The sequence below is a fragment of the Orrella daihaiensis genome, from assembly GCF_022811525.1.
GTDB lineage: Bacteria > Pseudomonadota > Gammaproteobacteria > Burkholderiales > Burkholderiaceae_B > Algicoccus > Algicoccus daihaiensis.
In genome coordinates, this window is sequence record NZ_CP063982.1 from 1,764,713 (window position 1) to 1,789,883 (window position 25,171).

Here is a 25,171-nt window from a genome sequence, read left to right on the forward strand (position 1 = left end):
AAGTCCACTGGTCAATTGTTCGGTGAGTGGACCAACTATTCAACCACGGATCTTCTCATCTGAAAGCCGAGTCGGCATTAGACGCGCGATAACGTAGGCAAGTATCAGGCATGCTAATCCGACCATGTCAGTTTTAAACCCAGGAAATGCCATCATTCCTCCCGAGATGAACAGTACGAGGCGCACTGGCCAACCAATCATCCCGGCTCGATAGAGATAACCTTCAAGGGCCGATGCCAAAATCCACATCGCTGCTATCGCCGTTATGGAAGCCTGGATAATGACAGCGGCATCACCTTGAAGAATCAATGCCGGGTTCACCACAAACATAAACGGCAATATAAACAGCACACTCCCCAATCGCATGGAAAAAAGTCCGGTCTGCCATGAATTGGCACCCGCCACATTGGCTGCAGTGATGGCTGCCAGAGATACCGGTGGCGTGATGTAAGACATCATTCCCCAGTAGAGAATAAACAAGTGACTAGCAAGTGGATTAAGGCCCGCCTCCACCAAAGCAGGTGCTAGCAAAATTGACAAAAAGATATAACAAGCACTCACGGTCATGCCCATGCCGAGCACAAAGCTTGTGACAGCTCCCGCAATTAGCATCAACGGAACACTACCTCCTGCGTACAGCAACAGCTCCCGTGAAAACGCACCTGCAACGCCTGTATAGGACAATCCGCCAACTACCAAACCGATACCAGCAAGAATAGCAACCAGGTTGGCCACGCTCACACTAAGCTCTTTGAGCAATTCCAATAAACGTGACAGATTGAGGCGGTGGCTCTTCTTAAGTGCCGAAATTGCTAGCAAGACCACCGTGGCATAGTACGGCGCATAAGTTTCCAGCCGCATAAAGAGCAACATATAGATCAACATGCCAAGACTAAACAGATAAGGCCAGCCATCTTTGAGCACAGGACCAAGCTTGGGAATTTCTTCAGCGGGTAAGCCTTTTAGACCTTTGCGCGCAGCATAGTTATCCACTTGAAATAGCAAAGCGATGTAGAAAAGAACTGCAGGCAAGAAAGCTGCAACCACCACATCGGCGTATGGCACACCGAGAAAGGAAGCCATGATGAAAGCGACAGCTCCCATCACTGGCGGCATGAGCGTGCCACCTGTAGATGCACACGCTTCAACGGCAGCAGCATACTGTGGTGGATAACCTGTGCGTTTCATGGTTGGTATTGTGAACGCACCAGTAGTCAAGATATTAGAAATGACACTACCCGATAAACTGCCCATCAAACCACTCGAGAGCACTGCTACTTTAGCCGGTCCCCCTCGACTGCCCCCCATGAGTGAAGTGGCGAAGTTCATGAAAAAATCTCCACCACCCGTCACGGTCAATGCAGCACCGAATACGACAAAACCGATAACTAAATTCGCTACCACTTGCATCGGAATACCGATAATGCTCTCGACACCCATGACGTGAGCCCGAATCGTTTCACCCACTGTGTACTGCGTACCCCAGAGAAATCCTGGCAAATAATCTGCAAAGATCGGATAAGCACCGAACAAAACAACCACAACCAAGAGTGGCGTGCCACCACAACGTCTGACACCCTCAATAATCAGTGCAAGCACAACGCCTGACACAACTGTGGCTTCGATCGGCGCCGAATAATCCCAACCTTCCTCGATAATCGATAGCCCGTGATGGCCTAAGTAGAGCGAGCAAGCGATTGAAGCAACCGCCAGCAGCCAGTCATACCAAGGGGTCTGAATCTTGTCGGCTGCGCGCGCTGGATAAATCAAAAACGCGACTGCCAAAAACAGGCCAATCAGGTAATACAGAAATGAGTTACCCAGCGGCTGAAAACCGAACAAACCAAAGGTATACGTTTGGTTGATCGCCATCAACAAGCCAAGCGCGCCAATTGACAAAACAACTACATAGGTCAAACCATGAAGCCGCGTAACAGGCTTATCTGGATGACTGTTGACAGTCGCCGCTGATGGGGAACTCATGCTGACTCACCTAAAAAGCCGCCTGATCAGCGGCAATTGATACCCATTACGGGGCAGCATGACTGCGCTGCCCCTGTTCTCTGGATTAGATACTCACTTATCAATTCAAAGATGACAATGCGGCTTCGCGATTCTTTTGCCAGAGCGCCTCAAACTGATCATCAGGCAAGTCTTTACCCTGAGCCATCGTCTTGTCCCAGGCAGCAATCAAAGCCTGATGACGCTTTACGCGGGCATCATTCCACTTCTGATGATCAGCAGTCCAAATGCCTTTCTCTTTGAGATACCGAATAGCCCCTTCGTGAAAGGCAGCATCAGCAGGTGGCACACCTGACACATCAAGACTCCAACGAGGCATTACCTTGGTAGCGTTTTTATAAATATCGAATGTCTCATCCATGGCTTTGACAAACGCATAAGCATCGTCAGCACTCATGTCAGCCCGAACCGTGAGAACTGGGTAGCGGTAGGACATAAGCTCTGCTGGATTGTCTTTCGACAAACCAGCGCCAACTGTCTCAACCTGTGGCCCAAAAAACGGGGCGATTGCCTGCATACGCTTCCAGCCCTCGGTATCAGACGAAGGGGCACCTAGCCAATGAATACCTCTTGGAGACTCAGCCAATTCATACATCTGACTTGGTGTCGTCGTGGTGCATGTGGCATCAGTCTTACCTTCGGCAATAGAGCTCATGGCGGCGCCGTAGGTCGGGAACATCACCACCTCAACGTCATCAACGGTCAAACCACCGAATCCTAGATACGCCTCACACTTAACATTGACTGATGGGTTGCCTGCAACGAAAGCGATTTTCTTGCCTTTCAAATCGGCAAAACTGCGAATGTTAGCGTCTTTGGCTGTCGGCAGACCAAAGGCTGCGGGACGCCCGGCGAGGACCCGAATGTCTTGTGGGCCCCAACGTTTTTTTGCAAAGTCTTCCGTGCCCTCAGCTGCAAAGAATGCTTCAGTTGCCAGAAAACCGACATCAGCGCGCTTTTGCAACACTGGTTGCAATCGGCCAATCGAAGATCCTGATGGCTGGATCCTGACTTTAGTGCCGTATTGCTTACCGAAAGCGTCGGCCATCGCACTCGCCTCAGCGTAACCCGCTGAACCCACGTCATATGAACTCCACGTCATCGTGCCTGGCAGCGCCTGGGCAGAGACCCCCACAGAAAATGCCATTGCGACGCCAGCCGACAGACCGGCCAATCCTTGCATAGCTCTTTTATTATGTTTATACATTTAGTCCTCCTCCGTTAAAAATCGGCAGTGCATCAACGTTTTGCGCATTTCTTACGTTGTACTGACTCGCACATTTTCTCCAACAAACTCACTACTGTCTGTTTCAATTTACAGAAGGGCTTGTTTGTCATTAGCAATGAGACCGATATAAAAAAACTAACGATGCCACTACATCAGTGGCAAATGAGCTAAGTTAAACCTGCACTAACAAACACTCGAGCAAACCCTCGGGCAGTTCTTTGTCACGCCACACCATGTAAACATCAGAACGAATCGGTGCATCTGGCAACGCTTTAAAAACAACACCCGTGACACCGCTGTCGATGAGCGCACGGGGCACAAGCGCGGCGCCCATCCCCTGCCGCACGAGCGCGACAACACTTAGCCAGTGCCTAACCTCATGACGAACCAGCGGATTCCATCCAAGTGAGGCACAAAGCGTAATGACCCGTTCGTAATAGTCAGGCGAAGCCCCGCGCGAGAACAACACAAATGGCATGCCTTTGAGCAGGTCAGGACTAATGCCCTCGACCGCATTCGCTTTGTGCCCCTCTGGTAGACAAAGCACAAACGGTTCCGACATATAAAGCGCATGATGTAGCTCGCCTGCGATCCGGTCTGTATGCACAAAACCGAGATCAATAGCCCCCTTTAAAAGGGCATCGAGCTGCTGTGCCGAGTTGATTTCAGTCAATTCAACCTGAACTTGGGGGCTCAACCGCTGAAACCGTGCCAAACGCTCGGGCAAGCCACGAAACAACATCGAACCGACAAATCCGATACGAACGCGCGAAGTCACCCCAGCGGCCACCTCTCGGGCTTGCGAACTAGCCACCGAGACTTGCGCAAGCACTTGCAATGCCGACTTGCGAAAGGCTTCGCCAGCAGGCGTCAGTTTCACTCCCCGACTACTACGCTCAAACAGCATGACACCGAGCGAGGCTTCGAGTTGTTTGATGTTGACTGTCAACGGTGGCTGCGAGATATTCAAACGCTTGGCTGCGCGCCCGAAATGAAGCTCGTCGGCGAGAACCACGAAATATCGTAAATGCCTAAGTTCCACAGCGATATAAATTTAATATCAATAAATGCAATTTCGATATTAGACATCAGGGTACCAGCGGTTCAAAATTGGGCCATACCCTAAGTCCAAGCCTCAGTGACACGGAGAAACCATATGAATGCCCCGCTGCCAACCACCCTTGCCACGGCAAGCTTTGAACACCCAGTACCTGACCGGGCAGGCGCTAATGCTTTTATCGAAGATCCCGAGTTCGCTCCTTTGTTGCAGCTTTACCTGCCACATGACCTGGCCAAACACCTACACCCACACCTGTTGCGGCTTGGAGAATTGGCTGGCGATAAGCTTGACCAACTTGCCCGAACGGCAGATCTGAATCCTCCCGAGCTTGAACACCGATCGCGTTCTGGCCTTGACCAACAGAGAATCGTTAAACATCCGGCATATATTGAGATGGAGCAGCTTGCGTTCGGAGAGTTCGGGCTTGCAGCGATGTCACACCGTGCCGGCGTACTCGGTTGGGATAGCCCCCTGCCAGCCGCTGCAAAATACGCGCTGACCTACCTATTCGTTCAAGCAGAGTTTGGGCTTTGTTGCCCGCTATCGATGACCGATTCACTGACAAGAACACTCAAAAAATACGGGACACCGGAGCTTGTACAGCGCTATTTTGATGATTTGACAAGCCAGGATCTTGATACGCTAGCCCAAGGCGCAATGTTCATGACAGAACAAGGGGCAGGCTCTGACGTATCCGCGACTCAAACAGTGGCCAGGACCAACCCTGATGAGCCAGATGGCGCCTGGCGGCTATTTGGTGACAAATGGTTTTGTTCAAACCCTGATGCAGCGCTTGCGATGGTACTTGCACGTACAGAAGGTGCCCCAGCCGGCATGAAAGGCGTGTCACTGTTTTTGCTACCTCGCATCCTGCCAGATGGCACTCCAAACACCTATCGCATCATTCGACTCAAAGACAAGATGGGTACCCGCTCCATGGCCAGCGGTGAAATACGGCTAGAAGGTGCAAAGGCCTGGTTAGTGGGCGAACTCGGGCGCGGTTTTGCTCAAATGGCCGATATGGTGAACAACTCAAGACTATCTAATGGCATGCGTGCTGCTGGTCTGATGCGTCGAGCCGTTGCCGAGGCCGTTCACTTTTCCAGACACCGGGTTGCGTTCGGTAAGCGATTGATCGAAATGCCATTAATGCAGCGCCAATTAGCCAAACTGATGGTGCCAGCCGAACAGGCCCGGACCATGATGTTTCAAACTGCTGAGGCGCTACGGCGTAGTGATGCCGACATAGACGGGGCGTATGCATTAACCAGGCTTTTAACACCGTTAATCAAGTTTCGGGCTTGTCGAGACGCACGAAAAGTTACCGGCGATGCCATGGAGGTACGCGGAGGGTGTGGGTACATTGAAGAGTGGGGAGATGCCCGTATTGTGCGTGACGCCCATTTGGGATCCATCTGGGAAGGTACAAGCAACATCGTGGCACTTGATGTCATGCGTGCGATTGAGCGTGAAGACTCTTTGCCAATTTGGCGTGAACATCTCATACAACTCTTGCAAGAGACTGCCTGGCATGAGCAAGTTGACAGCCGTCTCCATGATTTAGTCGATCAGGTCTACGAGATTGCCGACGATACTGCTAGGCAAAAAAATGAAGTGATGGCGCGTCAAGTGGCATCCGCCCTATATCATTTGACATCCGTTGTGGCCATGGGATGGGAAGCAACTCAAACAGGTTCGTTTAGACGCATGCTGTTGGCACAACTTGCACTGGTGCATCGTTTAATGCCAAATGACCCGCTGGGTAAATCCGTTGATGTAGACCTACAACCGCTATTCGACCAAGACGCGCCTTCGGTGTCTAGGGACAGGCTAGAAAACATCAACTTATTAGGCTAATACAACATCAGTATTAACAGCCGTATTCAAAAAGGTATCTGCATTGAACAAGTCGAACGATCAAACACAACCGCCGACCGGCGCTCTGGCTGGCGTACGAATTATTGATGTCTCAAGAGTGCTCGGTGGGCCATACTGTGGTCAAATCCTCGCCGACCATGGCGCGGACGTACTGAAAGTCGAACCACCGCAAGGCGATGAAACCCGCGCATGGGGACCTCCTTTTGAGGATGGTGTTGCATCCTACTTCATTGGTGTTAATCGCAACAAACGTGGCCTGCGGCTAGACCTTGCGACACCGGGAGGTCGCGATCATCTACTTGATCTGCTGGAAGACGCAGATGTATTACTTGAAAACTTCAAAACCGGCACCCTGGAAAAGTGGGGGATTGGCTACGACACACTTAAACAAAAATTCCCGAAGCTTGTGCACTGCCGTGTCAGCGGTTACGGCGCTGATGGACCCTTGGGCGGATTGCCGGGCTATGACGCTGCGATACAGGCGATATCAGGAATCATGAGTGTGAACGGTGAGCCAGACGGGCAGCCTTTACGCGTTGGTCTTCCTGTAGTTGACATGGTGACTGGGCTAAATGCGGCGATCGGAATATTGCTTGCGTTACAAGAACGCAATCGAAGCGGTTTAGGTCAGTTTGTTGAGGCATCATTATTCGATTGCGGGTTGTCTCTACTACACCCGCATGCCGCAAACTGGTTTGGTGACGGGCGTACACCTGTGCTGACGGGTAATGCACATCCAAACATTTATCCATATGACTCGTTTCCGACGGCAACATCACCTATTTTTCTTGCCGTCGGTAACGACCGACAATTTGAAACGTTGTCCACCGTGCTAGGAGAACCGTCACTGGCTACAAACACCCTGTTTGTGACCGCCGGTGACAGATCAACCAATCGGCAGGAACTAAGACAGCGCTTGATTACATTGCTCGCAAAACGAGACTGTGATGAATTGGTCACTGAGCTAGGCCAAAAAGGTGTGCCATGCGCAGCGGTTCTGAACGTCCCCCAGGCGCTGACACACCCCCATACACAACACCGTGAAATGACAGTGACAATTGGTAGCTACACGGGCATCGCCTCGCCGATCAAACTTCAAAGAACGCCGGCGAGCTACCGCTTACCGCCACCAGTTTGATGTCCGTAGCGTTTTAATACTCACCTGAGCGCATCAGCTTTGAATTTTTGATCCGCCACAGGGGGTGCTCATCACATCGAATCAAACCTTGATCGCAAACGGATCACGCTCTAAATCTGAATAGTCGATCATGACATTTTTAGGCGCTAAAAATTCATCAAGTGCCCATTCGCTGCGCTCACGCCCAAAACCGCTTTCTTTGAAACCGCCAAATGGAGCCTGCACAGCCACTGCGCGGTATGTGTTCACCCAAACACTACCGGCGTGCAACGCCTTCGAAACTCTCATCGCACGATTCAAATTGGTTGTCCAAATACCAGCGGCAAGCCCATAACGTGTGTTGTTTCCGATGGCAATTGCCTCTTCTTCAGACCCAAATGGAATGACGGACAGCACTGGACCAAAAATTTCTTCTTGGGCAAGAACCGAGGCATTGTCGACATCCTTAAAAATTGTCGGCTCTACAAACAAACCTTTGTCCAAGTGACTGCCTGTGGCTCGTTTCCCACCGATCATCAATTTAGCACCCGCGGCCTTTCCAGCCTCAATGGATTGAATGACTCGGTTAAATTGCGGCTCATTGGCAAGAGTACCCATCTCGGTTTTGTGATCGATGGGGTTACCCAAAACGATGCTTTTAGACTTCTCGACAAGCTGATCAACGACTTGGTTGTAGACTTGCTTGTGGACTAAAAGACGTGAACCTGCAATACACGTCTGCCCCGTAGCAGCAAAAATTCCCGCAAACGCGCCAACCACAGCCTTATTGATGTCTGCGTCTTCAAAAATGATGTTAGGTGACTTACCGCCCAACTCCAATGTGACTGGAACCAGTTGTCTGCCTGCCTGAGCAGCAATTTCACGACCGACTCCCGGGCTGCCGGTAAAACTAATACGATCGATTCGGCCCGAGGACAATAATGCTTTACCGACCCGATAATCGCCAGTAACGACATTAAAGACTCCTTTCGGAAACCCTGCCTTTTCAACAAACTTGGCAAACTCTAGGGTCGTCACGGAGGCATGCTCGGATGGTTTAACCACAACACAGCAGCCTGCCGCCAATGCCGGTGCTAGCTTATTGGACAACAATCCCATCGGCGAATTCCATGCCGTAATCAGCACAGCAACACCGAGCGGCTCCCGGGTTGCATAGTCCAACACATCAGGCTGGTCAAGCGGGATGACTTTCCCCCATAACTTGTCAGCACTGCCTGCAAAGAATCGATATTGCCTCGCAGCAAAGCCCATTTGGCTTTGTGTCTCTCGAATCACCTTGCCATTGTCTGTGCTCTCTAAGCGCCCCATCCGTTCGGCATCAGCCTCGATCAAATCGGCCAATTTGTTCAAGAGCCGAGCTCGTTCTTTGCCTGAGGTTTTTGACCATTGTGTATCGAATGCTCGACGAGCTGATTCAATTGCACTAGCAACTTGCGCCTCGGTTGCCATTGGAACCTCAGCCCAAACCTCTTGCGTATAGGGGTTAACGGCAGGAAAAAACTCCTGAGCGCTGTCTGAAACCCAACTTCCGTCAATAAATAACTCGTACTTCATGCGTAGCACCTTCTTTCAATTCAATTAGACAAAGAAACCAGACATTTTTACTGTTGACAGAACGACAGGCGTTTATCACCCTATTGTTCTCTGGGCTTGTACCAAGCCGGATGTCTTTTTTCAATAAACGACAATGTTCCCTCGGCAGCCTCATCACTGCGTCGCGTATTCGCATGACGTTGCACTAGATCCTCGAATAATGCGTCGCTCATGACAGCCCCAGCAATCTCCATATTCAGTCGCTTGGTCGTGGCGGTGGCTTGAGGTGCACTCATCAATAAGGCATCAACAATTTTCTGCGTCGTCGCCTCTAAATCCTCAAGCGGGCAGACCTCATGAACAAATCCGATCTGCTGCGCCTTCAATGCATCCATACGCTCACAAGTCAGTGCATACCGACGAACCTGACGAAGGCCGATTGCTTGAACCAATTGGGGAAAGATAATGCTTGCCATTAATCCCCACCGCGCTTCGGTAATCGCAAAAATCGCGTTGTCTGCAGCAACGACAACGTCACATGCCGCAGCAACACCTGTGCCGCCACCGAAGCAACCGCCTTGCACCATTGCTACTGTGGCAACTGGCAACTCATTCAAACGCCGGACCACTTGACCCGTCGCTTCAGAGGCCTTCAGGTTGGCGTCTGGCCCTAGCTTGCCTTGAGCATTAATCCAGGCTAAATCAGCACCGGCCTGAAAGTGCTTTCCATTGCCTTTCAAGACGACGACTCTCAGCCCTGGTTTCACACCCAGGATGTCCATTGCCTCGTGCAATCCAGAAATCATGTCACCGTTGTAGGCATTGTTGACGTTCGGTCGATTCAAGGTCACCGTAGCCACACCACGTGAATCCAATGACCACAGCACTGTCCCATTACCGGCTTGACCAGATTCAGCCGCCCCATTGTTTATTGACGCACCGCCATTGCTTTGCATAAATCCCCCTTACGAAAACCGATTTAAATGAGCCCATTTGCTTCAATTTTTACGAATAAGATCTCTGCTGCGTACATATTTGTGAAACCATGAGTTTTCCTGCCCCGAAAAAGGCCTGAGTTTATCGAGCTGGGATCATCTTTTGCATACGCTCGCGCGCCAAGCGATTAGCCCGATTGCCGTTTGTCCTCTCGCAGCGCCCGCAAAATCTCATCTGTGTGTTCACCAAGCTTGGGAGCCGGACGCCGGAACCCTCCCGGCGTCTTATCAAGTCTGGGAATAATATTGTGCATAGGCAGGGCCCCAAGTTCTTGATCATCTAACGCAACTATTGCTTGGCGGCTAGTGACATAGGGGTGGTCTATTAGATCAGCAACGCTGAACACTGGCCCCACAGTCACACCCGCTGCCTCAAAAATTTCAAGATTTTCTGCTTGAGTACGCTCGCCGATGAAATGACCAATAATTTCATCGAGTGCTTCGCGGTTTTTTACTCGCGCATCGTTATCTGAAAACCGCGGGTCTGTCTTTAGATCCTGACGATTGATAGTGTCAAAAATACGCATGGCCATTGACTGCATCGAGCCAGACATAGACACATACTTGCCATCACTGCACAAATATAGATTGCGCGGAGCGGTATGTGATGACTGGTTACCTGATCTCATAGATACTTCGCCGGTGGCCTGATACTTAGCAGCCTCAGAGGCGATCATTGAAAAAATAGGCTCGAACAAAGACAAATCTACTGTCTGCCCTTGCCCCGTTCGCTCCGCAACGCGCAGTGCAGTCAGAACGCCAGCGGCCCCGTAAATCCCAGCAATCATGTCAGCAAGCGCGAGCGGCGGTAATGCAGGCGGTTTGTCAGGGAAACCATTCAAATGCGCAAATCCTGACATCGCCTCGACCAACGTACCAAAACCAGGCTTGGTTCTATATGAACCAGTCTGTCCCCAGCCGGAGACGCGAACAATGACTAGTGCGGGATTGATATCGTGCAAGACGTCTGGACCCACCCCCATTTTTTCTATACCGCCTGGGACAAAGTTCTCAATCAGTATCTGACTAGTTGCAACCAGAGTCTTGAAATCAGCAAGTCCTTCAGCAGACTTAAGATCAAGAACGACGGACCGCTTATTTCGCCCATATACCTTCCAATAAATGTCATGGCCATTCTCACGCCAATGCCGAAGATCATCCCCCTTGTCAGGACGCTCAATCTTGATGACGTCAGCACCAAAATCTGCCAAATACGCCGAGAGCATGTTGCCAGCGACCAAGCGTGACAGATCAAGAACCCTAACATCATCGAGAGGGCCTGAGAACGTCGCATTAAAGGTAGACAAGTTAGTTACTCCGCCAGTCATACAATGGTGTAAAACATAAATAGAAAAACCGCGCCAGCCCTCATCGGGCTTGAGCTCTGTGCATGAGCTTAGCGCAAAGGCACACCCAAACGGAGGAGAAACGTATGCCTGAACGCAGCAAAACCTATGAAGCAGGACTCGCAACACGCAAAAAAGTATTGGGTGAAGAACATGTAGCCCGCTCAATGAATAACGTCAACGAATTCAACGCCCCACTGCAGGATTTTCTGGTCGAACATGCATGGGGGGCTGTATGGACCCGAGATGGGCTGTCTCACAAAGAACGCAGCATGATCAATCTAGCGATGCTCACCGCCCTGAACCGGCCTCATGAACTTAAGTTGCACCTTAAAGGCGCTCTGAACAATGGTCTAACGAAAGATCAAATTCGCGAAATATTCTTACAAACCGCCGTTTACTGCGGCGCCCCCGCTGCCATCGATGCATTTCGAACCGCAGAACAGCTCTTTGCCGAGGTCGAGCAATCAGCCAAGTGAGCCGAACAAAACAATTGCCGCCAGACCGCGTATTTTGCACCAGTATTAAAGACTCTAAATGACAACCACCAATTTGACGATTGCAAGCTTCTTTTGCCCGACTACCGTACACATTGGCGCAGGCGCTGCTCGCAACCTGACCAATATCCTCGAAAAATTTCACGCTACCCGAGTCTTTATATTTGTTGACGATGCGCTAAAAACAGCACCATTTATGCGTAATGTCGAGAACGATCTTAAAAAAGCATCGATCAAAACCTCGACATTTACCGGCATAGAACCAGATCCGAGCGCAACGACAGTTGAGTCAGCCTACCATTTAGCTCAGGCGTTTTCACCACATGTGCTACTAGCAGTTGGCGGTGGCAGCACCATCGATGTGGCCAAAGCAGTGGGCATTCTTTTAACCAATGGTGGGAAAATTCATGACTACGAAGGCATAGAGCAATTCAATATCCCAGCACTACCTCTGGTTGCTGTTCCAACGACAGCAGGTACCGGCTCCGAAGTCTCTGGCTCTTGTGTGATTACGGATGACAAGCAAAATAGAAAAATGTCTATTCGGCATGCTAGCCTGAATCCGGCACGCCATGCCATTCTGGACCCTGAGGCACTCACAACATTGCCAGCGCACGTAGCTGCCCATGCTGGCATGGATGCCTTTGTACATGCTCTCGAATCCTACACATCCAAACAAGCCAACCTGATGACTGATGCGCTGAACATGCAGGCTCTGGCATTGCTTAGCCACAACCTTAGAGACTTTGTTGCAGACCGATCAAATCGACAGGCCGGCCTTAATATGTTGGTAGGCTCCGCACTGACAGGAATGGCTTTCGGACAAACTGGCCTTGGAAATGTTCACTGCATGGCCCGGTTTATTGGCGCAAAACTGCACTTGTCGCACGGTCTATCAAATGCGCTTTGCCTGCCGGTTGTTGCACAATTCAATCAATCGGCTGCCACAAAAAAATATGCAGAGGTAGCACGTATTATGCAGGTGGCTTCAAGAAACGATACCGATGATGTGGCTGCTCAATTGGCGGTGAAGGCGATAACGACGCTCTGTCGGGATGTCGATATCCCCGGCTCACTACGAGAGGTTGGTGCAGACCGTGAGAGTTTTCCGGGAATGGCTGCTGACTGCGCGCAAGCCGGATACAACCGATGGAACCCCCGACAAACGACCGAAGCAGACTTCATAAAACTATTCGAAGCTGCGTTCTAGGCAGTTATTGCTCGCAATATCTGTTATTTCAGATCTTGGTCGGTAAGGGGTCAAGTTTAGGATAGGGCCCATCAACCACTTTGTAACGTGCAAGCAGCTGTTGACGAACCAAGCGGCGGCTGACTTTACCTTGAGGGTTGCGCGGCAACGTGTCGAGCTCCACATAGACTCTTGGTCGCTTGTGGCGTGACAGTGTGCCCACCAAGGCTTGAGCTTGCTGCTCCCAATTTCCAAAGGTGTTGCACGCCACAGCCACGATGATCTCACCCCAGTAGTCTGATGGCAGTGATGTCACGCATATTTGTATCGTCCCACCCAGGACCGAGAGGCATGCCTCAATCTCATCAGGATTAACACGGTAACCACCGGTCTTGATGACATCGGCCAAGCGTCCAGTCAGAACCAATCGACCACAAGCATCAAAATACCCCAAATCACCCGTTTGATGCCAACCATCAGGTTCATGAGGTGTGAATCCGTCTTTGGTCAACATACCAACAGACATGTGCGGCGCTCTGAGCCAAACCTCAGCATCCGTAGCCTCAGCGTCTTCAACACCGCTAGCTGATGGAACAAGCTTTAATTCAACCCCCGGTGCGGCAAACCCCACGCACGCTCCAGATACATCATCTGTACTCTTAAACAGAGATTCTGTTTGTTCTGGACTCAGAATCGTGATGGGGTTGACACACTCGGATTTACCGTAGGTGATACGCACCACCGGCCCGAACATGGCCTTGGCTCGACGATACATGGCCGATGTCAAAGGCTGTGTGCCGGTAAACACACACTTGATGTTCGGGAACGTGCGGCCTTCAAATAACGAGGTCAATTTGGCCAGAACAGTTGGTGGCGCAAAGACAGCGACAGTACTCGAATCGCCTAAATAACGCTCCAACTGTTCTTGCTGCACTCCATCTAACAAAATAACTTCGGCACCAAAATCACACCATGCGAAAGTCAACAATGACGAACCATGGATAAAAGGAGTCATCAATATGATTTTTTGGTCTACTTGCGGTCTAAAAGGCAAGGTAGCCTTGAGCAGTTGCTCGGCTATCCATCGACGGCCGTGACTGTAGACCACTCCTTTGGGCTTGCCCGTCGTACCCGAGGTGAACAAAATGCGGCCATTCAGATGGGCATCGATAGCGGGCAATATGCCGAACCCAACAAGATCATCCCGGGCACTGCCCTGCAGCATCCCTTCCGCATTAACTAAAATCGGTTCAAAACCAAGACTTCGGACTTGCTCTTCCCGTTCAGGCAGTGTGATGATGTACCGCGCACCAGACAGACTCATACACCACTGAATCTCTTCATCTGTACTTTTGTAGCTAATCAAAACCTCAGCGACGCCACTAGCACGCACCCCATACGAACAAACTACAGCGCAAACTTGATTCGGAAGCAAAATACCCAGAGGAACGCCTGGCTCCAACCTCGGTAGGTCTAGCAAATACCGGGCTAAAGAGTGTGCTCTAGAATGAAGCGATAAGTAACTTAGCTTATGCCCGACACCATCAAGCACAGCCACCGCATCGCCGTACTGGTCAGCTAGGCTTTTAAGGCTAGCTGACCAAGTTATGCCGCTTACTGCGGGCCCATCAAAAGATTGGGTAGCCACAATGAGATGATCGGAATATAGGTAACCACTAGCAGCATGATCACCATCAGACCGAAGAACGGCAATGTTCCTCGCAGCACTTGCGCAAGTGGAATTTTAGAAATGTTGCTGATCACAAACAGGTTTAAACCAACCGGAGGTGACATCAACGCCAATTCCATATTGATTACCAACATCACCCCGAAATGAATCGGATCAATTCCGAGCGGCTCAAGCAAAGGCAACACAATCGGCACCATGATGAGCAGAATCGAAAAGACTTCGAGGAACATACCGAGGAAGATCAAGATGATGTTGACAAACAACAGGAATTGCCAGGCCTGGATGTCCCACCGCTCCATTAAATCAAGTGTCTTTTGTGCAATGCCAGTTTCAACAATCAAGTGCCCAAAAGCCAGCGCCATTGCAATGATGATCATGATCGCAGCAGCATTGCGAACCGAGAAAGTCATCATCTTGAAAAAATCTCGAACTGCCACTCCCTTGTAGACAAACAGTGCCAGGATCATGGCAACGACCGCAGACAAGGCCGCTGTTTCGGTCAGTGTCACAAAGCCACCATATAAGCCACCGAGCACAATAAAAGGAACGGCTAAGGCTGGCAGCGCTGCAACAGTTTTCTGGATTTTGAACGCCATCGTGACCTCTTCGCGCTCAACGTAACCATGCTTCTTGCTAAACCGATAAACGTAAATACCCATAAGGAACGCAATCAGCAAGCCGGGCACCACACCACCAAGGAACAAGCGTGGAATGGAAGCATCTGCCAATACGCCATAAACAACGAATGCCAGGGACGGCGGGATCAGAATGCCAAGCGTACCAGCTGAGGCCAAGATACCACCTGCAAAACTTGGCTTGTAACCGTTGCGTAGCATCGCCGGTATCAAGATCGTTCCCATTGCGATGGCAGTAGCCACAGATGAACCACACATCGCCGCAAAAATGGCGCAGGTTGTGATGGAAACCAAGCCTAATCCGCCATGCAGTCGCCCGAGCCACGCAGTCACAGCATCAATGAGTGCCTTGGCAACACCGCCTCGTTCCATGAATGTAGCCGCAATCACGAAGTACGGGACCGCAAGCAAAGTCGGTGAATTCAATTCATCAATTATCTTTTGCGCCAGCGGTGTCAACGACCCATCGACCGCAAACACAATTCCAGCCGAGATGCCCATTGTCAAGTAAATAGGTATCCCGAGGAACAGCAACAAAACAAAAAGAGGTGTAATCATCCCAAGCATTTCAACCCTCCTTCAATGCAGTTAGCTTGCGTGAGAGTCGAACGAGGTACGCAATGCCCATGACCAAGCCACCTGCAGGCAGTGCGGCGAAATAAATCCACAGCGGTGTGCGGAACATGGTGGTCGACACATCACCGAACTCATGTGCCTGGTATGCAACTTCAAAACCGTAATAAACAATGACCACTGAAAAAATAACACCGAGGATATCGGAGAACCAGCCAACGGCTGTTTTTAATTTGGGTGGGAACATATTGACGAAAAAGTCCGACTTCACATGCCGATCCATTAACGTCAATGTCCCTAATGAGAGAAACACGGCCCAGATCATCATGTACACCTGAAACTCTTCCACGAAATCGAGGATGAAATCTGGCGCAAAGAGACGAGCAACTACGTTGTAAGCGCACAAAAACAGAGCAAGAAAAGCAAGGCCTCCCACAACGGTAGATTCCAGAAAGCTGGAGGGCGGTACCTCATGAGCTTCCGCCTGAAGATCTTCCTCTGCTTTTTGACGCAAAGACTCGTAGACTTTACTCGTTGTCCCTTCCGACTGGGTCGTGTTCTCAATTTGCATGATGCTTCCTTAGAACTTCACGCCAGAAGCTTTCAGGTTGTTGTAGGCTTGCTGAGCAACGTCAGGATCAATTTTCATATCTTTGATTAGCCCATCCTGAATCGTCATGAGCTCTGCACGTGCAGCATCGATTTGGGCCGTCGTGGGCACAATCACTTGTAGGCCGTTGGCGATTAGCTCTTTTTTGGCCTCCTCTTGGGCACCTAGGGCCTTGTCGCGCTGCCACTTAACAGCAACATCCCAAGCTTCCAAAATGGCCTTTTGAATATTTGCCGGTTGAGCGTCCCAGAAATTCTGACGGATCATCGGAACATACTGGTTCAACTGGTTGTTGTCTTCAAAGCCGAACTTCATACCCGAGTCCATCAGCTTGGACGAGCGTGAGCTTTCATAAGTAGTTAGCAACCCGTCCATCACGCCCTGGCTCATAGCGAGTGGAACGTCTGGCCAGGGAACCAAGATACCAACACCACCGAGCTTATTGACTCGAGCGGCGTTACCCGTCCCGCCAGGATAGCGAATCTTCTTACCTTTGTATGTTTGGTAATCGATAGGCTGACTCACGCCGAAGGTGTTCTGCATACCAAGCAACATCCAAGGGCCAGGAATTTTGACGCGCAGACGTTCTTCAAACTTCTTGTTCAGAAATTGTCCAAGATCGCCGTCCATTAATCCAATGACCTTGCTCGGCTCTACACCGTAAAACATTGGCAAACTCAAGAGCGCAGCGTTGGGCTCGGAGGCATCGAGCTGCCATGTGCCGGGAACCCCCATTTCCACGGAATTCTGGCGTAATGCACGGGGAATATCACGATCACGGAAGAGCTGACCGCTTGGATACAGTTCAATGTCGAAGTGATTGCCCGTGCGCTTTTTGAGCTCTTCGATGAACAACTCAACGCCGAGGTTGCGAACATGAGTTGGGTTGGTGTCGAGCGCGATACGCATCTTTTCAGCAGCAGATGCTGGCCCCACCATCATGACAGCTGCCATAGCGGTGATAGCGGATGCTAATAATTTTTTGTGTAACTTCATTCTGGTGTCTCCTTAGTTTTAGTGCCTAACTGAAGATCAAAAAAACACAGCCATCCGACTCTAACGAATGGCTAAGTGTCTGTAAAGAAAGTATTGCGTTCCTCCTGTAGAAATTTGGGAAAACCCCGATAAAACGAGATTCATCCTCGTTATTACAAACTAGTCAATTAGCAAATAAACCTCTGACTGATGGCATCGCTTCTAAGTGCTGCAGTCGGCCGTATAGCTCATCGGCGCTCAACTCCAACTTGGCGCCGGACCGCACACCCGTCTCAACGCAATCGACGAACTTGGCTCTAAGTGCTTGCGATGTCATAGGGTTTAAAGCATTGCCCAAGGGAAATCTGATGTCACCGCTATCGATGACTTGGCCAGAATTCAACCTAATCTGGACACGATCATTTAGCGCGAATGCGGGCTCTAGCGGACAGGGCTCGTGATTGATGACTGTATGCACCTTTTGAAACTGGTCCTGAACACAATCTTGCAGAACAAACTCGTCAGTTAACTGGCGCAAACCGACCTCCCGGTCAACAAGAGCACTAGCAACAGCAAACTCAATACTGAACTTCGCCTCAAGTGCAGTTTGGGGTTGGTGATTACGCAACATGGATGCCTGGGCAGGCCCCATGGTGACCGTAATATCTGAAATTTCATTGGGGTTCAAATCATGCTCACTTGCCAACATCAGAGTGCCATCAATTGCACGATGGCAGGAATAGCAGACCGGATAGCGCTTGATTGATAACCCGTATTCCAAAATACGCGGTACTCGACCAAGTTGCTCGACAGCACTCGTGGTATCAACATCACCTGCTATGGAGAGTGCCCGCAAAAAACCGGCATGATGCTCAAACACATCGTCCGTTGCCGTCATTCCCAGCTTGGCTAACTGAATCGCTTCGATGGCATTTGAAGCCGCCCTACCAGCATGAAACGGCTTGGTCATTGTTCCAAAATTAGCGACCAACCCAGATGCCATACTGGCCGCAATGGCCATGGCCCGAGCGCTTAACGATGAATCTAGGCGATACAAGTATGCCAACGCAGCGGCACACGCAACTGTTCCCATTACACCGGTAGGATGCCATCCTTTCAGGTGATATTTACCCGGCTCGCGACCAATCAGCTCAGCCCAAACCTCATAACCAACCGCATAAGCGTCTAGCGCATCTTGTCCCGATACGTCAAGAACGTGTCCCTGGGCCAATATGGCCGGCACAAGTACAGTACTTGGATGACCCGATAGGGCAACATCATCATAATCAAGCGCATGCGCTGCTGCGCCATTAATGCACGCAGCCTGAGCAGCTGACTTTTCTAGTCGGGCGAAGGGTATTGGCGCAAGATCACCGCTAACCGCGTGCGCATAATGCTCCAACAAAACCTTCACAACCGGCTCGCTTGAGCCGGCCATCATCGTTCCGACAGTATCAATAAAACCAGTTTTTGCAACTTCGCGAACCTTGCCCGTATTTTCTGCAAAGTCCGGTCGAGCCACAAATTGCGCAATCGACTCGGTCAAGGTACTCATTTAGCCACTCCTTATGACGTGATCGCTAAAACGATCGTGGCATACCTAAAATATGTTCGCCTATGTATGACAGAACCAAATTGGTTGATATCGGTGCAATTTGAAACAGACGGGTTTCGCGCCACTTGCGTTCGACGTCATATTCACGGGCATAGCCGAATCCGCCATGGTTCTGTAAACAAGCCTCTGCAGCGTGCCAACACGCTTCGGAAGCCAGCAACTTACCCATGTTGGCATCATCGCCGCATGGCAAACCAGCATCGAATTTGGCAGCCGCCCGGCGCAATACCATATCGGCTGCTTGGGTCTCAGCGTAAGCACGAGCAACAGGAAACTGAACAGCTTGGTTTTGCCCAATCGGGCGATCAAAGACTCGACGCTCATTGACGTAATCAACTGATTTCTTGGTAAACCAGCGAGCATCACCAATCGCTTCGGCTGAGACTAGGATACGCTCGGCATTCATGCCATCCAGAATGTAGCGAAAGCCCTTGCCTTCCTGCCCTATCAGGCTACTAAAGGGAATACGCAAATTGTCAAAAAACACTTCTGTGGTGTTGTGATTGACCATTGCTTTAAGAGGGCGGATATCGAGTCCTTTATTTCGCGCTTCCCGGATATCAATCAGAAATACTGACAGCCCCTCACTTTTCTTGTTGACTTCCTCCAGTGGAGTTGTTCGGGCCAACAACAACATCAAATCGGAATACAGGGCTCTGGAGGTCCACACCTTTTGACCGTTAATGACATACTCGTCACCATCCCGAACAGCACGGGTTTTCAGTTTCGTTGTGTCCGTACCAGATGTCGGCTCCGTCACGCCAAACGCTTGCAACCGTAGTCGACCCGCTGCAATGTCGGGCAAGTATTGTTTTTTTTGTTCCTCGCTTCCGTGGCGCAGAACCGTACCCATGGTGTACATCTGTGCGTGACAGGCGCCAGCGCTGCAGCCACTGGCGTGTATTTCCTCGAGGATCACCATGGCTGCACGCAACGGCATCCCACTGCCACCATACTCCTCTGGAATCAGTGCACCCAAGAATCCAGCGTCAGTTAAGGCCTGGACGAACTCGCTGGGATATCCCTCTCTTTCTTCGAGTTCACGCCAATAGCTTCCAGGAAAGTCCTCACACACCCTTCTGACGCTCTCACGGATTTCCGAATAATCCTCGCCGCAACTGACAACGAGGTCATTAATGTCCTGCATGCTTGTCCCCTGCACTTTTTTAGTAGGATCAATCATCAAGCATCGCTAGGCAGCGAATTGGGCTTGACCGACAGAAACATAATTCTTGGGAAGCCCAGCTTTGGCCAGTGCACCCTGCATGGGAATATCCGGTAACGTCTGCTCGATGATTTGTCGCACTTGAACTAATTTCTGCAAATCGACACCTGTGTCAAAACCCATCGAATCGAGCATGAAACAGAGGTCTTCCATGACGATGTTGCCAGTCGCACCGGGCGCAAATGGACAACCTCCCAGACCAGCAAGTGACGCATCAAAGGCTCGTATCCCACAATCAAGGGCAGCACTCACATTAGCCAATCCCGTGCCCCGCGTATCGTGAAAGTGTGCCGCTACCGGCACCGAACCAACCGCGGAAAGCACAGCTTGAAAGACTTCCCGAACCTGCTTTGGATCTGCATAGCCAACGGTATCTGCTACCACGAGTTCATCTGCACCAGCCTTAACGAGCGCTTGGGCGCAATGAACAACGTCAGCCACGTTGATCTTGCCTTCATAGGAGCAGCCCAGGGCGGTTGACAAGCCACCGGTGATAATAGGCTGACTATTCTTGGGTTGTTCTCGAATTAAGCGAACGATTTGTTCAAAGTCAGCAATCGACTCTTCTCGCTCACGGCGCACGTTCTTCAAATTATGTGTTCGACTGACTGACATCACAAAATTCAGCTTCTTGACACCCAATTCGAGACCGCGTTGCGCGCCTTTCATGTTGGGTATGAGCGCTGACACCATTAGGTTGGGCACATCCAAGGCGCCAGCAGTCACTTCAGCCGCATCCGCAAACTGCGGAATAAGTTTGGGTGGCACATAAGATGTCACTTCAATCTCTGGTACGCCAGCAGCAGCCTCGGCAGCAATCCATCTCAGCTTGCTATCTGTCGGCATAAACGTAGGATGAATTTGCAATCCATCTCTTAACCCTACTTCTCTAACGATGACTTTTTCCGTCATTTTTTCCCCCGCCTGTTGGCACGCCTGAAGTGCCTTACTTACCCTGAAATTTTGGTGCTCGTTTCTCATTGAAGGCTAGAACGCCTTCCATCCTGTCTTCGGTATCAATCAAATGGTTATAAGCCTCAACCTCGAATCGCAATGCCGTGCGTAGTTCCATTTGCCCGCCGTAACGGATCGACTTTTTAACTTGTCGCACTGACAATGGCGCATTTGAGGCAATTACCTTGGCTGTCTCTAGCGCTTTGGCAAGCACTTGGTCATGCTCAAAAACTGCGTTTACCAGGCCCCATTCAAAAGCTTGCTGCGACTGAAATGGCCGACCAGTCATGATGATTTCTTTAGCTCGCCGCTCGCCGATGGCGCGGGGTAAATTTTGCGTACCACCAGCACCTGGCATAATGCCCAGCGTCACTTCGGTTAAAGCGAACCTCGCATTTTCGCTGGCATAAATAAAGTCGCAAGACAAAGCCAGCTCCAAGCCGCCAGCATATGCATGCCCGTTAACCGCAGCAATGATCGGCAGCGGCAAATCAACCAGTGTCCAATACATGCGTTCGAAAAGCTCGTGCTGCAGCGTCCATTGACGCTTTGTCATGCCGTTGCGCTCTTTTAAATCACCACCAGCACAAAAGATTCGATCACCAGCGCCGGTGAGGACGACGCATCGGACATCATCAGGATCAGCTGTCAGTCGATTCCATAAATCAAGCAGATCATGTCCGGTCTGCGTATTAATGGCATTACCGACCTGCGGCCTGTTTAGAGTGACCTGCAAAATGTGGTCACCCAGCAATTCAGTTGCAATTGTTTCGTACGAAGGTAGCGCCAACATGCTCAAAGGTTCCCCTGCAGTAGATGGTTGTGCTCGCCAAGTTTTGGAGGAGCGGCGTAAGGCGCAGGACGTTGACCGTCAAAACTGATCGGCAGTCCAAGAAACTTCATTTGCGTTCCTGGCACATCCTGTACCAAACCCAAGGCCTGGGTTTGAGGGTGATCCAACATCTGAGCCAAATTATTCACTGGTGCGCATGGGATACCTGCAGCGTCCAAAAGCTGCTCCCAATGCTCGGTCGACTGTTGCGCAATTAGCGGGTCGATCAATGCATAGAGCTCGACCTGATTCTTAACCCGGTTAGGGTTGTCGATGAATCTCGGATCCTCAGCCCATCGCTCATGCCCAAGCACACTCGCCAATGCTCTAAAAAGCTTGTCACTGCCGGCCGCGATCACCAACTCGCCATCAAGCGTCTTGTAACCTTTATAGGGCACGATACCCGATGCGCCTGATCCTTGACGCTGCGCCAGTTCACCACTAGCCAAATATTGAGAAGCCAGCAGGGAAACCCAGCAACTCGCTGTCTCAAAAAGCGATACGTCCACCACTCGGCCTCGGCCGGTTTGAACACGTTCGAGCACAGCCGCCAAGGCGCCGATGACAGCCCACATGCCAGTGCCCATATCCACCAAAGAAGCACCCACGCGTACTGCCGGCCTTCCTGGCTCACCGGTGGTACTCATAATTCCACCGAAAGCCTGCATGAGTGGATCGTAGCCAGGCTTCTCTTTCAATGGACCTACGCGCCCGAACGCACCGAGGTTGCAATAAATCAGGGCAGGCTTTTTCTGAAGCAACGTTGCCCCATCAATACCCAGCTTTTCGACCTGTCCAGGCCTCAAATTCTGAATGACAATGTCGGCATGCTCAACGATAAATTCAACCAAAGCAGCCACTTCCTGAGGCTGCCGTAAATCACAAACCACAGATAGTTTGTTGCGATTAAGCGCCTGAAAGTAGGCCGAAGCACCCTCCCAGAACGGCGGCCCCCAACCACGAGCATCATCTCCGGCCGGCTTCTCAACCTTAATGAGACGGGCACCGAGTTCACTAAAAATTTGTCCGGCAAACGGCGCTGCTACGCTGTTGCTGATTTCAACAACAGTAAGATTTGCAAACGGGGCTACTGCTAAGTGGCGATCCGTTGTATCTTTGGCAAATTCAGTCATATTGTTTGGTTGCTTGACTTTACGCTTATGCGAACATTGTACGGACAAAGCAAGCTTTGCCAAGTGGTTTTTTATTAATTTTTATCGGTGAAAACCATTACCTGTAGCGACAACATCGATGCCAGTCAATTCAGCTTCCCGACCAACCAAAAAACAACCAGGACCGAGCAGCCCACGTTATCTTTGGCTACACGACTGCCTGTTGAAAGACATCCAAACAGGCAAGTATCCAGTTGGCGGACAGTTCCCTACTGAAGAACAAATTGCGTCGACTTACCAGGTGAGTCGACATACCGTGCGTGAAGCCACACGGCGGCTGTCAGAAACTGGACTGATTAGCCGAAGGCGCAGTACGGGCACCATCGTGACCGCAACCCACCCAACTGATAAGTCTTACGTTGCGGCATTGGGCTCAATGAAAGAACTGATGGACTACACCATGAGCACTCAGCTTGAGGTGTTCGGTCAGATGACTATTGATGCAAGCGATGAATTAGCGCAGACCCTGGGTTGCGAACCCAGTTCTAAATGGGTCATGCTCAAAACCTTTCGCAAGGTGCTAAATGAGCCAGAGCCTATTTCCTACACTGAGGTATACCTGCGACCTGAGTTTGAAGACATTGCCAAGCACCTACATGGCCGGCATCCGAGCATTCTTGAGTTGCACAGGCGTCTATTTGACGATCCAGTGCACTCCGTGGTCCAAAGAATTGAAGCCATGAAAATGCCGCGTAAAGCCGCACAAGCGCTCGGACTCACCAGCAACGATCCAACACTAAAAATGACTCGTATCTACGAAGACAAAAATGGGCGAGTGATGAGTGCATCGCAAAATTTTTATGTCGCCCAGCGCTTTGAGCTCATCACTCGGTGGAGTGAAACTGGAGAAACCGTGCTTTAGGCAAAAGGCTGGCTGCCACACGAGTGCGCAGACCAGCCTTTTACTCAAATCAGCTGACTGTTAATCCAATCCCCGTATGTATCAATAGTATGCGTGGTTCACCTAATTTCGAGACAGGGACATGGCTTACATCAGCTGACCTAGACGAACCATCGTAGTGCCAATTTTCCATTGCTTTGATACGGAGGGCATTACCAGTACCGTATTGTCATAGGGCGCAACCACGGTTTCGTCGCCATTTTTAGCAATTGGATCACCCTTCTTGGGGATTACTTCCAATCCTTTGAAAGGCTGCACAAAACTGAACTCTGACGATTTAGCAACCACTGCCTCAGTCACCTTCACGACCTTATGCGATTTGGCTTGCAAGCTTGCGTTCAAATGACTCGCAACCGCTTCATGCGAAATGACTTCTCGATCAATTAAGAAACGCAACATGGTCTGGCGTGCCACGTCAACAGAAGACTTCTCCCAATGTTGCCCACATTCAATCAGAATGGCTGTTTTGGGATTGTTAGGATCGGCAAAGTGCGGGCGTTCAATCATTCGCTTACCTGATGGGTGTCCAGTGTCGTACATAAGACATTCCGGAATGCCAAGCCGCTTGGAGAGTTCAACAGCTTTGTCAGCACCCTCTCCTGTTACACCACACACCATCAGTGGCGCACATGGTTCGTGCATCGAGTGAATATCAAGCAGATAATCAGCCGAATCAACGAATGGCAACAATAAGCGGGCCCGCTCAAGTTCAGCAGAGTTTTTATTGCTTTTCAGATACTCATCTGACCAAACACGATTAAAGTCCTCGTCCGTGTATCTGCTGATGCCTGGATTGGCTGGGTCCCAGCGCGCAAATGCTGCAAGGTTGCCAAAAGTCATCGTCAGAACGCCCTTTTGCGGCTTGAATCCCTGCGACAAAAACCACTCCATCACGATTGCGCCGCAAATCTCATTGCCATGCGTGAGCGACTGAACCATCACATTAGGGCCCGGCTTGCCGCTATCGAACTGCCATACAAAGTCCACACCAGTATTACCTGCTTGCCACCGCGTAATATCCGGGGCTTGGATGTCAACAGGATTGGTATTAATAGGGGTTACTTGGTTCATGTGGGTCATCCGAAACATTAAAGAAAGGTGAT

21 protein-coding genes are annotated in these 25,171 nt (G+C 50.6%); 5 read left to right on the plus strand and 16 right to left on the minus strand.

The window, feature by feature from the left end:
* Window positions 1–39: 39 nt before the first annotated feature.
* From DHf2319_RS08160 to DHf2319_RS08170, 3 genes are all read right to left on the minus strand, one after another.
* A complete protein-coding gene (locus DHf2319_RS08160; protein ID WP_243477728.1) occupies window positions 40–1,983 on the minus strand; it encodes a TRAP transporter permease in 1,944 nt (647 codons plus the stop codon).
* Between the two features lie 100 nt (window positions 1,984–2,083).
* Window positions 2,084–3,229 (minus strand): TAXI family TRAP transporter solute-binding subunit, encoded by a 1,146-nt coding sequence (locus DHf2319_RS08165; protein WP_243477729.1) that lies wholly within the window; start codon window positions 3,227–3,229, stop codon window positions 2,084–2,086.
* Window positions 3,230–3,422: 193 nt separating this feature from the next.
* Window positions 3,423–4,292 carry a LysR family transcriptional regulator gene (locus DHf2319_RS08170; protein ID WP_256462153.1) on the minus strand — a complete coding sequence of 290 codons (870 nt, stop codon included), beginning with the start codon at window positions 4,290–4,292 and terminating at the stop codon, window positions 3,423–3,425.
* Window positions 4,293–4,406: 114 nt separating this feature from the next.
* Between DHf2319_RS08170 and DHf2319_RS08175 the strand changes: the two genes are divergently transcribed.
* Window positions 4,407–6,167, plus strand: a complete 1,761-nt coding sequence (locus DHf2319_RS08175) for an acyl-CoA dehydrogenase family protein (protein ID WP_243477731.1) — start codon at window positions 4,407–4,409, stop codon at window positions 6,165–6,167.
* Window positions 6,168–6,210: 43 nt separating this feature from the next.
* The gene (locus DHf2319_RS08180; protein ID WP_243477732.1) at window positions 6,211–7,326 is read left to right on the plus strand and encodes a CaiB/BaiF CoA transferase family protein; all 1,116 of its coding nucleotides are present in this window, start codon (window positions 6,211–6,213) and stop codon (window positions 7,324–7,326) included.
* An 81-nt stretch (window positions 7,327–7,407) separates the two neighbouring features.
* Here DHf2319_RS08180 and DHf2319_RS08185 read toward each other — a convergent pair whose 3' ends face one another.
* From DHf2319_RS08185 to DHf2319_RS08195, 3 genes are all read right to left on the minus strand, one after another.
* Window positions 7,408–8,880 carry an aldehyde dehydrogenase gene (locus tag DHf2319_RS08185; protein ID WP_243477733.1) on the minus strand — a complete coding sequence of 491 codons (1,473 nt, stop codon included), beginning with the start codon at window positions 8,878–8,880 and terminating at the stop codon, window positions 7,408–7,410.
* 80 nt (window positions 8,881–8,960) lie between these two features.
* Entirely contained in the window at window positions 8,961–9,815 is an 855-nt protein-coding gene (locus DHf2319_RS08190) for an enoyl-CoA hydratase-related protein (protein ID WP_243477734.1), read from the minus strand.
* A 167-nt stretch (window positions 9,816–9,982) separates the two neighbouring features.
* Window positions 9,983–11,161, minus strand: a complete 1,179-nt coding sequence (locus DHf2319_RS08195; protein ID WP_243477735.1) for a CaiB/BaiF CoA transferase family protein — start codon at window positions 11,159–11,161, stop codon at window positions 9,983–9,985.
* A 125-nt stretch (window positions 11,162–11,286) separates the two neighbouring features.
* Between DHf2319_RS08195 and DHf2319_RS08200 the strand changes: the two genes are divergently transcribed.
* Window positions 11,287–11,679 carry a carboxymuconolactone decarboxylase family protein gene (locus tag DHf2319_RS08200; RefSeq protein ID WP_243477736.1) on the plus strand — a complete coding sequence of 131 codons (393 nt, stop codon included), beginning with the start codon at window positions 11,287–11,289 and terminating at the stop codon, window positions 11,677–11,679.
* Between the two features lie 58 nt (window positions 11,680–11,737).
* The gene (locus DHf2319_RS08205; RefSeq protein WP_243477737.1) at window positions 11,738–12,907 is read left to right on the plus strand and encodes an iron-containing alcohol dehydrogenase; all 1,170 of its coding nucleotides are present in this window, start codon (window positions 11,738–11,740) and stop codon (window positions 12,905–12,907) included.
* Between the two features lie 28 nt (window positions 12,908–12,935).
* Here DHf2319_RS08205 and DHf2319_RS08210 read toward each other — a convergent pair whose 3' ends face one another.
* From DHf2319_RS08210 to DHf2319_RS08250, 9 genes are all read right to left on the minus strand, one after another.
* Window positions 12,936–14,534: a class I adenylate-forming enzyme family protein gene (locus DHf2319_RS08210; RefSeq protein WP_256462154.1), complete on the minus strand. Its 1,599-nt coding sequence runs from the start codon at window positions 14,532–14,534 to the stop codon at window positions 12,936–12,938.
* Entirely contained in the window at window positions 14,501–15,769 is a 1,269-nt protein-coding gene (locus DHf2319_RS08215) for a TRAP transporter large permease (protein ID WP_243477738.1), read from the minus strand. The genes DHf2319_RS08210 and DHf2319_RS08215 overlap by 34 nt, the downstream gene beginning before the upstream one ends.
* Before the next feature lie 10 nt (window positions 15,770–15,779).
* A complete protein-coding gene (locus DHf2319_RS08220; protein ID WP_243477739.1) occupies window positions 15,780–16,355 on the minus strand; it encodes a TRAP transporter small permease in 576 nt (191 codons plus the stop codon).
* Between the two features lie 9 nt (window positions 16,356–16,364).
* Entirely contained in the window at window positions 16,365–17,390 is a 1,026-nt protein-coding gene (gene dctP / locus DHf2319_RS08225) for a TRAP transporter substrate-binding protein DctP (protein WP_243477740.1), read from the minus strand.
* Between the two features lie 163 nt (window positions 17,391–17,553).
* Window positions 17,554–18,924 (minus strand): MmgE/PrpD family protein, encoded by a 1,371-nt coding sequence (locus DHf2319_RS08230; protein WP_243477741.1) that lies wholly within the window; start codon window positions 18,922–18,924, stop codon window positions 17,554–17,556.
* Between the two features lie 25 nt (window positions 18,925–18,949).
* Window positions 18,950–20,131 (minus strand): acyl-CoA dehydrogenase family protein, encoded by a 1,182-nt coding sequence (locus DHf2319_RS08235; RefSeq protein ID WP_243477742.1) that lies wholly within the window; start codon window positions 20,129–20,131, stop codon window positions 18,950–18,952.
* 45 nt (window positions 20,132–20,176) lie between these two features.
* Window positions 20,177–21,121, minus strand: a complete 945-nt coding sequence (locus tag DHf2319_RS08240) for a hydroxymethylglutaryl-CoA lyase (RefSeq protein ID WP_243477743.1) — start codon at window positions 21,119–21,121, stop codon at window positions 20,177–20,179.
* A 34-nt stretch (window positions 21,122–21,155) separates the two neighbouring features.
* Entirely contained in the window at window positions 21,156–21,956 is an 801-nt protein-coding gene (locus DHf2319_RS08245; RefSeq protein WP_243477744.1) for an enoyl-CoA hydratase/isomerase family protein, read from the minus strand.
* A 2-nt stretch (window positions 21,957–21,958) separates the two neighbouring features.
* Window positions 21,959–23,128 (minus strand): CaiB/BaiF CoA transferase family protein, encoded by a 1,170-nt coding sequence (locus DHf2319_RS08250; protein WP_243477745.1) that lies wholly within the window; start codon window positions 23,126–23,128, stop codon window positions 21,959–21,961.
* A gap of 202 nt (window positions 23,129–23,330) precedes the next feature.
* On the opposite strand from DHf2319_RS08250, the gene DHf2319_RS08255 reads away from it, so the two are divergent.
* On the plus strand, window positions 23,331–24,029 hold the full coding sequence (locus DHf2319_RS08255) for a GntR family transcriptional regulator (RefSeq protein WP_243477746.1): 699 nt from the start codon (window positions 23,331–23,333) through the stop codon (window positions 24,027–24,029).
* A 126-nt stretch (window positions 24,030–24,155) separates the two neighbouring features.
* On the opposite strand, the gene DHf2319_RS08260 is transcribed toward DHf2319_RS08255, so the two are convergent.
* On the minus strand, window positions 24,156–25,139 hold the full coding sequence (locus tag DHf2319_RS08260; protein ID WP_243477747.1) for a M14 family metallopeptidase: 984 nt from the start codon (window positions 25,137–25,139) through the stop codon (window positions 24,156–24,158).
* Window positions 25,140–25,171: the final 32 nt, after the last annotated feature.

Excerpts from the sequence above, each read along its gene's own strand:
- DHf2319_RS08160 (WP_243477728.1), bottom strand. The coding sequence starts at position 1,983 with ATGAGTTCCCCATCAGCGGCGACTGTCAACAGTCATCCAGATAAGCCT.
- DHf2319_RS08165 (WP_243477729.1), bottom strand. The coding sequence starts at position 3,229 with ATGTATAAACATAATAAAAGAGCTATGCAAGGATTGGCCGGTCTGTCG.
- DHf2319_RS08175 (WP_243477731.1), top strand. The coding sequence starts at position 4,407 with ATGAATGCCCCGCTGCCAACCACCCTTGCCACGGCAAGCTTTGAACAC.
- DHf2319_RS08185 (WP_243477733.1), bottom strand. The coding sequence starts at position 8,880 with ATGAAGTACGAGTTATTTATTGACGGAAGTTGGGTTTCAGACAGCGCT.
- DHf2319_RS08190 (WP_243477734.1), bottom strand. The coding sequence starts at position 9,815 with ATGCAAAGCAATGGCGGTGCGTCAATAAACAATGGGGCGGCTGAATCT.
- DHf2319_RS08200 (WP_243477736.1), top strand. The coding sequence starts at position 11,287 with ATGCCTGAACGCAGCAAAACCTATGAAGCAGGACTCGCAACACGCAAA.
- DHf2319_RS08205 (WP_243477737.1), top strand. The coding sequence starts at position 11,738 with ATGACAACCACCAATTTGACGATTGCAAGCTTCTTTTGCCCGACTACC.
- DHf2319_RS08215 (WP_243477738.1), bottom strand. The coding sequence starts at position 15,769 with ATGATTACACCTCTTTTTGTTTTGTTGCTGTTCCTCGGGATACCTATT.
- DHf2319_RS08220 (WP_243477739.1), bottom strand. The coding sequence starts at position 16,355 with ATGCAAATTGAGAACACGACCCAGTCGGAAGGGACAACGAGTAAAGTC.
- dctP (WP_243477740.1), bottom strand. The coding sequence starts at position 17,390 with ATGAAGTTACACAAAAAATTATTAGCATCCGCTATCACCGCTATGGCA.
- DHf2319_RS08230 (WP_243477741.1), bottom strand. The coding sequence starts at position 18,924 with ATGAGTACCTTGACCGAGTCGATTGCGCAATTTGTGGCTCGACCGGAC.
- DHf2319_RS08235 (WP_243477742.1), bottom strand. The coding sequence starts at position 20,131 with ATGCAGGACATTAATGACCTCGTTGTCAGTTGCGGCGAGGATTATTCG.
- DHf2319_RS08240 (WP_243477743.1), bottom strand. The coding sequence starts at position 21,121 with ATGACGGAAAAAGTCATCGTTAGAGAAGTAGGGTTAAGAGATGGATTG.
- DHf2319_RS08245 (WP_243477744.1), bottom strand. The coding sequence starts at position 21,956 with ATGTTGGCGCTACCTTCGTACGAAACAATTGCAACTGAATTGCTGGGT.
- DHf2319_RS08250 (WP_243477745.1), bottom strand. The coding sequence starts at position 23,128 with ATGACTGAATTTGCCAAAGATACAACGGATCGCCACTTAGCAGTAGCC.
- DHf2319_RS08260 (WP_243477747.1), bottom strand. The coding sequence starts at position 25,139 with ATGAACCAAGTAACCCCTATTAATACCAATCCTGTTGACATCCAAGCC.